We start from the raw sequence: 10,795 nt of genomic DNA, 5'->3' as shown, positions 1-10,795 counted from the left end.
GACGCGAACCGCGGGCGCACCCGGCGCCCTTGCTGTGAGACGACCGCCGACCTTCTGAGCATCCCGTACGAGGGGGACCCCTTCCATGCACGCTGATCTCTCGCGCCTGACCCACCGGCCGGAGCGTCACTACTCCGCGGTCGTCGCCCAGCAGGGCCGCGTACAGCTGGACGCGGACGCCAACGAGCAGACCGCGATCCAGCTGTTCCAGGCCCGTACGCTCGCCGCCGACCTGATCGGCGAGCACGGCGGACCGCGCGGCGCCACCGGCTTCAAGATCGCCCTGCGGGGCGGCGGCCGCGACCTGGACGACCTGGTCATCGGCGGCGGCCGCTACTACGTCGACGGCATCCTGTGCGAGGCCACCCGGCCGCGGCCCGGCGTGCCGGTGCCCGCGCACGGCGCGGCCGACGACGACGGCAAGGACGAGTCGGACGGCGACGGCGCGGGCGGACCGGCCGCGCCGCTCGCCACCTGGACGTACTGGGACCAGCCCGACGGCTTCCGGGACCCCGAGCGGCCGGGCGACCGGCTGCCCAGTGCCTTCCCGTACCTGGCGTATCTGAAGGTGTGGGAGCGGGTGGTCACCGCCGCCGAGGACCCGGCGCTGCGCGAGGTGGCGCTGGGCTCGGCGCTGCCGGACACCGCGGCCCGTACGAAGGTGGTGTGGCAGGTGCTGCCGCTGCCCGCGGCGGAGCTGGGCATCGAGGACCACACCCCGCCGATCAAGGACATCCGCAAGGCATTCGCCGACTGGGCGCGGAAGCAGACCGCCCCCGGCTCCGGCCTCGCGGCGCGCAGCGAGCGCCCGGACCACGCCGACGACGAGCCCTGCCTGGTCGCCCCGGACGCCCGCTACCGGGGACCGGAGAACCAGCTCTACCGGGTCGAGGTGCATGACGGCGGCAGCGCGAAGGACGCCACCTTCAAGTGGTCCAGGGAGAACGGGTCCGTCACCTTCCCGGTCGACGAACTCGACGGCACCTGGGTGGCGCTGGCGACGCTGGGCGGCGACGACAAGCTGGATCTGAACGTCGGCGACCGGGTCGAGTTCGTGGACACCGCCTACAGCAGCCGCGGGGAGGCGGCGCCGCTGCTGCGGGTGGAGGAGCTGGACCTGCCGGGCCGCCGGGTGCGGCTGTCCGACGAGCCGGCGCCCGGCGTCGGGCGGCGGCCGGAGTTGCATCCGTTCCTGCGCCGCTGGGACCACCACGAGGGCGGCCGCAGGAGCGTCAAGCGCGGAGCGGGGGCCGAGCGGCTCCGGCACGGTGCGCTGCCCGTCGAGGAGGGCGAGTGGCTGCCGCTGGAGGACGGTGTGGAGGTGTACTTCGCGCCCCGCGGCACCTACCGCACCGGCGACTACTGGCTGATCCCGGCCCGTACGGCCACCGGCCGGGTGGAGTGGCCCGCGGACGCGGCGCGCCGTCCGCTGCTTCAGCCGCCGTCCGGCCTCGAGGTGCACTTCGCGCCACTGGCGTGGGTGGCGGGCGAGCAGGCCGAACCCGATCTGCGGCGGGCGTTCGGTCCGCTGGCGGCGGACATCCCGGCCGCGGACGACGCGGAGCTGGCCGCGGAGGCCGAGGCGCGGGCACAGGAGCAGGCGGGCCACGCGGCGGACGGGTCCCCGGAGGCCGGGTACGACGCCTCCGGCGCGGCGGGCGACCCGGCGCAGCCCGCGCCGAGCAGGTCGCAGACCACCGCCGCGGCCGAAGCCGCGGTCGACGAGGGCGGAGCCGGCTGATGGCCACGCCGCTGACCGCGGGGAAGCTGCTGGCGGCGCTGCGCGCCGAGGGCCTGGTCGTCCACGAGGTCCGCGACTGGCGTCGGCACCACCGCAACGCGAAGGGCAGATGGGGCCCGATGCACGGGGTGATGGTCCACCACACCGTCACCGAGGGCCTCGAGGCCTCGGTGGACCTGTGCTACGACGGGCACCCCGACCTTCCGGGACCGCTCTGTCACGGCGTGATCGACAAGCGGGGCGAGATCCATCTCGTCGGCAACGGCCGCGCCAACCACGCCGGACTCGGCGACCGCGACGTGTTGGAGGCGGTGATCGCCGAGGAGTCCCCGCTGCCGAAGGACGACGCCGCGGACGCCGACGGCAACCGGCACTTCTACGGCTTCGAGTGCATCAACCTCGGTGACGGCGAGGACCCGTGGCCGAAGGAGCAGCAGCTCGCGATCGAGAAGGCGGCGTCGGCGATCTGCCGGGCCCACGGCTGGAGCGAGCGCTCGGTGATCGGGCACAAGGAGTGGCAGCCGGGGAAGGTCGATCCGCGCGGCATCGTGATGGACCGGATGCGGGAGCGGATCAAGCAACGGCTGGCGAAGGCACCGGAGGGCGAACCGAATACGGGCGACGACGTGCCGGCCGGCGGCGCGGGGCCGGGCGACGGCGCGGGGCCGGGCAACGGCGGCGCGGGAGGCTCCGGCGGCGGTTCGGGGGACGCTTCGGGGGACGGCTCCGGTGGCAGCTCCACTGGCGGCTCCACTGGCGGCTCCACTGCCGGCTCCGGTGGCAGCTCCACTGGCGGATCCGGTGACGGGACGGGGCGGCCGGTGCCGCCGCCCAGGCCCCAGCATCCGCCGTACGAGCCGTTCCCCGGCCGCGACTTCTTCCGTCCGGGGGCGCCGAGCCCGGTGATCGCGGCGATGGGCGAGCGGCTGGTGGCCGAGTCCTGCGGCCACTACAGGGGCCGCCCGGGCCCCGAGTGGAGCGAGGCACACCGCAAGTCGTACGCCTCCTGGCAACGCAAGCTCGGCTTCCGCGGCAAGGACGCCGACGGCCTACCGGGCCGAGTCAGCTGGGAACGCCTACGGGTACCCAACTCATAGAGCCGACTGGCCAATCGACGGGTGCGCTGGCTCGTGGCTCATGGGGCATGGGGCATGGGGCACGAATTGTGGGTCATGGCCCGTGGCTCATGACTCGCGGCTTGTGGCTCGCGGGTCGGGGGGCATCGCTCATGACTCGCGGCTTGTGGCTCGCGGGTCGGGGGGCATCGCTCGTGCTCGCAGCTTGTGGCTCGTGGTTCACGGGTCATGGTTCGTGGGTCATCCGCCCGTGGCTCGCGGCTCGTGGCTCGCGGCTCGTGCCCGCGCACCGGGTGAACACGGGAATACCGCCCCGCACCACCACGTTGTGGCCTCACAGGGGGCCCTCGCTTCCCCTACAGGATGCGTTCGACCACCCCCTAGGGCACCCGCCCCACCCCGGCCGGGCAGTCGGCGCGCTCTCGGGCAGACAAACACCAAAGCCGGGCGGTCCTCCCCCACAGAGGTCCGCCCGGCTGTTCATGGGTGATCCGGCGTCGGCCGCCGCCGCGGCCGACGAGCCGGTGGTGTCGGCCCGGTCGGCCGACGGGTCAGACGGCCTGGACCGGGAGGACCGGCAGCGCCGGGACGTTGGCGGCGTTGGTCAGGTCGGCGAGGTCGGCGGGCACGGCCGGAACGGCGACGGCGTCGGTCAGGTCGGCGGGCACGGCCGGAACGGCGGGCACAGCCGGAACGTTGGCGACGTCCGACACGTTGGCAGGCACGGCCGGAACGGCAGGCACGGCCGGAACGTTGGCGACGTCCGACACGTCGGCGGGCACGGCCGGGACGGCAGGCGCAGCCGGAACGGCAGGCACGGCCGGGACGTTGGCGGCGTCGGTCACGTCGGCGGGCAGGGACTTGACCGGGGTCAGGCCCTGCACACCGGCGGCGGCCTCGGTGGCGGTGCTCTGCGCGTCGGTCACGACCACGGCGGTCAGGCCCTGCGCGAACGGGGTGGCGTCGGTCGCCGCACCCTGGGCGAACGCGACGGCGCCGGCGGCCTTGCCCTGGGCGAACGGCACCGCGTCGGTGGCCTTGCCCTGCGCGAAGGCGACCGCGTCGGTGGCCGCACCCTTCGCGAACGGCACCGCGTCGGCGGCGGTGCCCTGCACGAACAGCTGCGCCTGGCCGCCGACGACGGTCACGAACGGGGTCGCCTGAGCGGCCGCGTCACCGGCGAGCCGACCGGCGCCGCCGACCGCACCCTGGGCGACCGGCACGACCTTGACGACGATCCGCTGGGCGACGGGCGGCAGCACGTCGGCGGCCGTGCTGTCGACGACCGGGCGGGCGGTGGCCAGCGCGCCCTGGGCCTGCTTCGTCAGCTGCTCGGGGCGGACACCCGCACCGGCGAGCGCGGCCAGCAGGTTGTCGGCGGAGCCGGGAGCCTTGGGCAGCTCGGGGGTCTTGGGCAGCTCGGGGGTCTGCGGCACCTCGGGCAGGCCGGCGGAGGGGACGCCCGGGGTGGCGGGCAGCGACGGAACGGCGGGCAGCTGGCCGTCCGTGAGGCGGCCGAGCTTGCCGAGGTCGGCCTTCTTCGCGGCCTTCTTGGCGGCCTTGGCGGCCTTCTTGGCCTGCTTGAGGTCGGCGGCCTTGTCCACGGCGCCGGTCTTCGGCAGGTCCGCGCCACCGGCCAGCTTCTGCACGCCGTCCACGGCGCCGGTGACGTCACCGAGCTTGCCGGTGGGCAGGTCCTGGGTCGGCAGACCGCCGCCGAGGGTGCCGGTCGCCTTGCCGGCCACGTCGCCGGCCGTCTTCTGGGCGGTGCCGGTGGTGTCCGTGACGGTCTTGCCGGCGGTGTCGGTCACCGTGCCGGTGGCGGGCAGGTCCGGGACGGCGGGCAGCTCGGCGGCGTTGGCGGCGACGGAGCCCAGGGCCCACAGACCGGTGGCGGCAGCGGCGACGACGATGGAACGGCGGATGTTCGAGCGCATGGAGATGAAGTCCTTCGAATTCAGGAGGGGTTTAAGGGCAGACCTGTCCCGCCCCCGCGCGGCAGGTCCTGTTACAGACGCGGAGCGGTCTGCCCTAGCCCGGGAATTCGAGGATTTCTTCGGCCCGCATGCGCGTCGGAGCGCCATCGGCCGTGCGAACGCCACCCGGCAGCAGCCGGAGGCTCGTGAAGTCCGCCGGGGTGGCGGCGTGCTGGTCCCCACCACGGGGGCCGTGGCCGTCACCGGCGGTGTGCGAGGCCGGCGCCGCTTGGCCCTGCGGGAGCTGGCCCGGAAGGCCCTGGTGGCCCGGGTCCCGCTGCTCGTGAACGACGGTCACGGGCTGTTCGGCGGCCGGCTTGTGCAGGCCGTCGGAGAGGTGCGCGAGCCGGGCCGAGGCGTCACCGTCGGCCGGCGCGGAGCACCGCGGCTGACCGGACGGGTGCACGCCCTGCGGCGTACGGCCGTGCTGCTGGTCCGCGCCGTCGCCGGGACGGTTCGCGTGCTCACCGGCCGGGAGGTTCACGGGCAGCGCGGCACCGGCCGAGTCCCCGACCTCCCGCACGATCCGGTTCACCGGCTCGGTGATCCGGTCGGTGACCGGCGCGGTCTGCTCGGCGGCGGGCTCTACGGCCTCGGCCACCGCGGCGGACGCGTCGTGCGTACCGTCGGCGAGCTCTTCCCGGCTTGCCTGGCCCTGCCGCTCGAGTGCGGTCGTGGAGCCGGACAGCCGGTCGGCCGACCCGGTCCGGGTGGCGGCCCGGTCCGGGAGGGACGCCTCGGCCGGGGCCGGGGAAGCCTCCCCGGTCAGGGCCGGTGCGCTCGTGCGGTCGTCGGCGTGGGCGCCGGGACCGAAGACGAAGCCGAGGGCGACGAAGCCCACCAGGAAGAGCCCGGCCAGCAGTGCGCGCCGCGCGGCGACCGTGCGCGGCAGGCGCACGGCGGCAGGCAGGGCGAACACAGCAGACAAGGAGGGGACCTTCCCATACGGACGGGGACATCCGGGCACACGGCCTCGATGTCACGCGCGTCGCGGGCGATCGAGCGATGCCCTGATCCTTGCACGAGGAGCCAGGTGCCACGCAAGTCCTCCCGGTGCATCGGTCACCGTTGCTCCGCCATGTCCGGTATGGGCAGCGGCCGCTTCTCCAGCGCGGCCGCCATCACGTCCGGAAACAGGTCCGGCGTACAGGCGAACGCCGGTGCGCCCAGGGCCGCGAGGGCCGCGGCATGCTCCCGGTCGTAGGCGGGGGCGCCCTCGTCGGACAGTGCGAGCAGGGTCACGAACTGCACACCCGACGCCTTCATCGCGGCGATGCGCCCCAGCATCTCGTTGCGGATTCCACCCTCGTACAGGTCGCTGATGAGGACGACGACGGTCTCGGCGGGGCGGGTGATCCGGGACTGGCAGTAGGCGAGGGCGCGGTTGATGTCCGTGCCGCCGCCGAGCCGGGTGCCGAAGAGCACGTCGACCGGGTCGTCCAGCTGGTCCGTCAGATCCACCACCGCGGTGTCGAAGACGACCAGCCGGGTGTCGAGGGCGCGCATGGAGGCCAGCACCGCGCCGAAAACCGAGGCGTAGACGACCGAGGCGGCCATCGAACCGGACTGGTCGATGCAGAGCACCACGTCCTTCTTCACCGACCGGGCGGCCCGGCCGTAGCCGATCAGCCGCTCGGGGACGACCGTGCGGTGCTCCGGGAGGTAGTTCTTGAGGTTCGCCCGGATCGTGCGGTCCCAGTCGATGTCCCGGTGGCGGGGCCGGCTGATCCGTGCGGAGCGGTCCAGCGCGCCGGTGAGGGTGGCGCGGGTGCGGGTCGCGAGCTTCTTCTCCAACTGCTCGACGACCTTGCGGACGACGGTCCGTGCGGTCTGCTTCGTCGTCTCGGGCATGACCTTGTTGAGCGAGAGCAGGGTGCCCACCAGATGCACGTCGGCCTCGACGGCCTGCAGCATCTCCGGCTCCAGCAGCAGCGCTGACAGCCCCAGCCGGTCGATGGCGTCACGCTGCATCACCTGCACCACCGAGGAGGGGAAGTACGTCCGGATGTCGCCGAGCCAGCGCGCGACGTCGGGCGCCGAGGCCCCCAGCCCGGCCGAGCGCCGCCCGCCGTCGGCGCTCTTGCCCCCGTCGCCCGGCTGCCGGCCGTAGAGCGAGGCCAGCGCCCCGTCCATGGCGGCATCGCGCCCGCGCAGCTCGTACCCCGTACCGTCCGCGCCGCCGTCGCCCAGGACCAGCCGCCAGCGGCGCAGGCGCTCGGCGGTGGGCTCACGGCCCGTTGCGATCTCGCTCAACTCGCCACCCCCGTAAGGTTTTCGTGCGTTCCGGTCCGATCCGTGCGCCTCTCCGCTCGTCTGTCCGCTCGCCTGTCCGCCCGTCTGTTCGACCGGCCCTCCGGTTGCCCGTCCGGCCGGTCGTCCGGCCGGTCGTCGTCGAAGCCGCGCTGTCGGAACCCCAGCAGCAGGCGCAGCGTGGGGAGTACGGCCGCGGCGCGGTCGCGGTCCAGGCCGGGGCCGAAGCCGGGCGCGGCCACGGCGTCGCCGGCGGGCCCGCCGGCGGCGGTCGTGGGGCCGCGGCGGATCAGTTCGCCGAGCGTGCGCCGCACACCGGTGTCGTACTCGGCGAAGGTCCGGCGCAGCAGCGGCAGTACGTCCGGGAACGCGGCGTCCGGCACGCCCGTCAGCCAGCCGTCGACCAGTGCCAGCAGCCGTTCGTCATGGGCCAGCAGCATGCCGCCGTCCCCGCCCGCGCCGCCACCGGCGAACCCCTCGATCCAGCCGGCGGCGTCGGCGGGTGCGGTGCCCGGTGACAGGGCGAGCCCCATCAGCCGCTCGGCTCCCCCGTCTCCCAACTCGCCGTCGTCCAGCAGGAGCCGGGTGGCCCGGCCGCGGATCACCCCGGCTACGGCGTCCCGTTCGCTGACCGTGCGCAGCACCTGGGCCCAGCGTGCCCGCAGGCCACCGGGCTGTGTCGGGGGCGGGGCGAGGAGGCCGACGGCGTGGTGCGTGGCGTCGAGATGGCCGCGCATCTCGGCGGCGCCGTCCGCGTCCAGGCCCAGGCAGGACGGCGGCAGTCCGACGAAGACGCGCTCGGCCAGGCCCGTCGCCACCTCGCGGAGCGCCGCGGCGTCCGTTCCGCGCACATCGCCGTAGCGCACGGACCGTACGAGCGCGGGCAGCGCCTGCGCGAGATGACCGACGTCCGCATCGAGCGCCGCGCGGTCCGCCAGCGCGCGCATCACCACCGGCAGGGCGTCGGGGAGCCGGGCGAGCAGACAGCGCTCGGCGAGCGCGGTCACCTCGGCGAGGGTGGCCGCCCCGGACGCCTCGGAAGCGGCCTTGGCGGTGGCCGCGGCGTGCACGGTCGTGCCCCACATGCCGGCCTCCGCGACCCGCACCGCCAGCTCCGGTGCCCAGCGCAGCCGCCAGGTCTCGCGGAAGGTGCCGGTGCTGCCGCGGGAGCGGGCGGGCTCGCCCCAGGGGATGCCGAGCAGCCGCAGCCGGTGCAGCAGGCGGCTGCGTCCGGCGTCGGTCTCCTTGCGCAGGTCCAGCTCCACCTCCCGTTCCAGGGCCTCCGGTTTGAGGCGCAGGGCCCGCTGGCTGCGGGCGAGGTCCCGCTGCAGCGGCACCGCGGGGGCGTCCTCGGGGACCTCGCCCAGCACCTCGCCGACCACCAGCCGGTCGTGGATCAGCAGGGACGGTGCGTCGGTGCCGTCGCCCATGACGGCCCGGACGGCGTCGTCCAGCTCGGTCAGTCCGGCCAGGGGGCGGCCGCGGACCGTGGCCAGTGCCTCGGCCAGCCGGACCGCTTCGATGACATGCGCCGACGAGACGGCGTAGTCCTCCTCGCGCAGCAGCCCGGCGACCCTGGTCAGCCAGCGTTCGACGGGGCGGTCGGGGGCGCCGAAGAGATGGCCGTACCAGCCGGGGGAGGCGATGCCGGCGCCGTAGCCGCTGCGGCGGGAGAGCCGGCGGTGCGTCCATGGCACCCAGGTCACCGCCGTCTTCACCTTCGGCAGGCCCTTGAGCAGCCGGCGGTCGGCGGCCATGGTGGTGCGCCGCGCCAGCGCCGGTACGTGCCAGGCCCCGCACACCACGGCGAGGTCGTCGCCGAACTCCCGGCGCGCGGCCCGCAACCGGAGCCGCATATGGGCCTCGCGCACCAGGTCGGTGGAGGAGCCCGCCGAGCGAGGGGCTCCGTCCTCGCTCGGGACATCCGCCGCGGCGGAGCCGGGAGCGCAGGGGTGCCCGTCGTCGCCGTACGTCTCGCGCAGGGCCGCCATCGCCTCGGCCACCGCCGCGAACGGGGCGAGCGCGTCCGCGTCGGGACCCGTGCCGTCCCGGCGGTGCTCGACGACGTCCTCCCACCAGCGCTCGGGGTCGTCGTAGCCGGCGGCCTCGGCCAGCACCCGGATCGGATCGACCCGTACGTCGGCGGCGCCGTCCGCCTCGTCGGCATCGGGCCGGGCACCGCCGTCCCCTTCGTCGCCGGCCAGGGAGTGCGCCGCCGGCAGGTCGATGAAGCGGACGGGGACGCCGCGCTCCAGCGCCCAGCGCATCGCCACCCACTCGGGGGAGAACTCGGCCAGCGGCCAGAACGCCGCGCGGCCGGGGTCGTCCAGCGCATGGGCCAGCAGCGCGACCGGCGGCCGCATGTCCTCGTGCGCGGCCAGCGGCACCAGCGCGTCCGCCTCCGGCGGGCCCTCGATCAGGACGGCGGCGGGGGTGCACTGCTCCAGGGCGGCCCGCACCGCCCGCGCGGATCCGGGGCCGTGGTGCCGCACTCCGAGCAGCACCGGTCCGCCTGCGCCGCCCGGCCGCCCGCCGCGCTCGCTCATGCGCCCACCTCGCGGCAGGCGCGGTAGAAGTCCTTCCAGCCGTCGCGCTCGCGCACCACGGTCTCCAGATACTCCTGCCATACGACGCGGTCGGCGGCCGGATCGCGGACCACGGCGCCCAGGATGCCCGCGGCCACGTCCCCGGCGCGCAGTACGCCGTCCCCGAAGTGCGTGGCCAGGGCGAGGCCGTTCGTCACCACCGAGATGGCCTCGGCCGTGGAGAGCGTGCCGGACGGCGACTTGAGTTTGGTGCGGCCGTCGGTGGTGAGGCCGTCGCGCAGTTCGCGGAAGACCGTGACGACCCGGCGGATCTCGTCCATGCCTTCGGGTGCGGCGGGCAGCTCCAGCGAGCGTCCGATCTGTCCGACCCGGCGCGAGACGATGTCCACCTCCTCGTCCGATGTGGCGGGCAGCGGCAGCACGACGGTGTTGAAGCGGCGGCGCAGCGCGCTGGAGAGTTCGTTGACGCCGCGGTCGCGGTCGTTGGCCGTGGCGATCAGGTTGAACCCGCGGACGGCCTGCACCTCCTCGCCCAACTCCGCGATGGGCAGGGTCTTCTCCGACAGGATCGTGATGAGCGTGTCCTGGACGTCGGCGGGGATGCGGGTCAGCTCCTCGACCCGGGCCGTCATGCCCTGCGCCATCGCGCGCATCACCGGGCTGGGCACCAGTGCCCGGCGGCTGGGGCCGTCGGCGAGCAGCCGGGCGTAGTTCCAGCCGTAGCGGATCGCCTCTTCGGGAGTGCCGGCGGTGCCCTGCACCAGCAGGGTGGAGTCGCCGCTGATCGCCGCCGCCAGATGCTCGGAGACCCAGGTCTTGGCGGTGCCGGGCACACCGAGCAGCAGCAGTGCGCGGTCGGTGGCCAGGGTCGTCACGGCGACCTCGACGATCCGGCGCGGGCCGACGTATTTGGGCGTGATGACCGTGCCGTCGGCGAGTGTGCCGCCGAGCAGGTACGTCGCCACCGCCCAGGGCGAGAGTCGCCAACGCGCCGGCCGCGGCCGGTCGTCGGCGGCCGCGAGGGCCGTCAGCTCCTCGGCGAAGGTGTCCTCCGCGTGCGGCCGGAGCGCTTGCGCGCCGCCGGCTGCCGGCGCGGGGGCGGTCGGGTCGTCAGGTGTGTCGATGGTGGTCTCGGACATGGCTCCCCCTCGTCGCAAGGACTGCGGCCGACACCGCGAAACCCCGCCGGCCGCTTGCGTGAACAAC

The 10,795-nt window shown here is 75.0% G+C and carries 7 protein-coding genes; 2 read left to right on the top strand and 5 right to left on the bottom strand.

Annotation, left to right across the window (positions count from 1 at the left end):
• Positions 1 to 85 precede the first annotated feature (85 nt).
• Together ACFWZH_RS04535 and ACFWZH_RS04530 are read left to right on the top strand one after the other, a co-directional pair.
• Entirely contained in the window at positions 86 to 1,741 is a 1,656-nt protein-coding gene (locus tag ACFWZH_RS04535) for a DUF6519 domain-containing protein (RefSeq protein ID WP_384425255.1), read from the top strand.
• Entirely contained in the window at positions 1,741 to 2,838 is a 1,098-nt protein-coding gene (locus ACFWZH_RS04530; protein ID WP_384425252.1) for a peptidoglycan-binding protein, read from the top strand. Before ACFWZH_RS04535 ends, ACFWZH_RS04530 begins: the two co-directional genes overlap by 1 nt.
• Positions 2,839 to 3,368: 530 nt before the next feature.
• Here ACFWZH_RS04530 and ACFWZH_RS04525 read toward each other — a convergent pair.
• The 5 genes from ACFWZH_RS04525 to ACFWZH_RS04505 all read right to left on the bottom strand — a co-directional run bounded on the left by ACFWZH_RS04525 (position 3,369) and on the right by ACFWZH_RS04505 (position 10,728).
• Entirely contained in the window at positions 3,369 to 4,754 is a 1,386-nt protein-coding gene (locus tag ACFWZH_RS04525) for a hypothetical protein (protein WP_384425249.1), read from the bottom strand.
• A 94-nt stretch (positions 4,755 to 4,848) separates the two neighbouring features.
• Positions 4,849 to 5,721: a hypothetical protein gene (locus tag ACFWZH_RS04520; RefSeq protein WP_384425246.1), complete on the bottom strand. Its 873-nt coding sequence runs from the start codon at positions 5,719 to 5,721 to the stop codon at positions 4,849 to 4,851.
• A 134-nt stretch (positions 5,722 to 5,855) separates the two neighbouring features.
• Entirely contained in the window at positions 5,856 to 7,046 is a 1,191-nt protein-coding gene (locus ACFWZH_RS04515) for a VWA domain-containing protein (protein ID WP_384425243.1), read from the bottom strand.
• On the bottom strand, positions 7,043 to 9,589 hold the full coding sequence (locus ACFWZH_RS04510) for a DUF5682 family protein (RefSeq protein WP_384425240.1): 2,547 nt from the start codon (positions 9,587 to 9,589) through the stop codon (positions 7,043 to 7,045). The genes ACFWZH_RS04515 and ACFWZH_RS04510 overlap by 4 nt, the downstream gene beginning before the upstream one ends.
• On the bottom strand, positions 9,586 to 10,728 hold the full coding sequence (locus tag ACFWZH_RS04505; RefSeq protein ID WP_384425237.1) for an AAA family ATPase: 1,143 nt from the start codon (positions 10,726 to 10,728) through the stop codon (positions 9,586 to 9,588). The genes ACFWZH_RS04510 and ACFWZH_RS04505 overlap by 4 nt, the downstream gene beginning before the upstream one ends.
• Between the last annotated feature and the right edge of the window lie 67 nt (positions 10,729 to 10,795).

Source organism: Streptomyces sp. NPDC059008 (assembly GCF_042749045.1).
Lineage (GTDB): Bacteria > Actinomycetota > Actinomycetes > Streptomycetales > Streptomycetaceae > Streptomyces.
Note: the sequence above shows the minus strand (reverse complement) of the source record. Positions and strands in the feature narration are given on the sequence as shown.

What these genes read in the sequence shown, in the direction of transcription:
- ACFWZH_RS04535 (WP_384425255.1), top strand. Translation starts at nt 86, where the DNA reads ATGCACGCTGATCTCTCGCGCCTGACCCACCGGCCGGAGCGTCACTAC.
- ACFWZH_RS04530 (WP_384425252.1), top strand. Translation starts at nt 1,741, where the DNA reads ATGGCCACGCCGCTGACCGCGGGGAAGCTGCTGGCGGCGCTGCGCGCC.
- ACFWZH_RS04525 (WP_384425249.1), bottom strand. Translation starts at nt 4,754, where the DNA reads ATGCGCTCGAACATCCGCCGTTCCATCGTCGTCGCCGCTGCCGCCACC.
- ACFWZH_RS04510 (WP_384425240.1), bottom strand. Translation starts at nt 9,589, where the DNA reads ATGAGCGAGCGCGGCGGGCGGCCGGGCGGCGCAGGCGGACCGGTGCTG.
- ACFWZH_RS04505 (WP_384425237.1), bottom strand. Translation starts at nt 10,728, where the DNA reads ATGTCCGAGACCACCATCGACACACCTGACGACCCGACCGCCCCCGCG.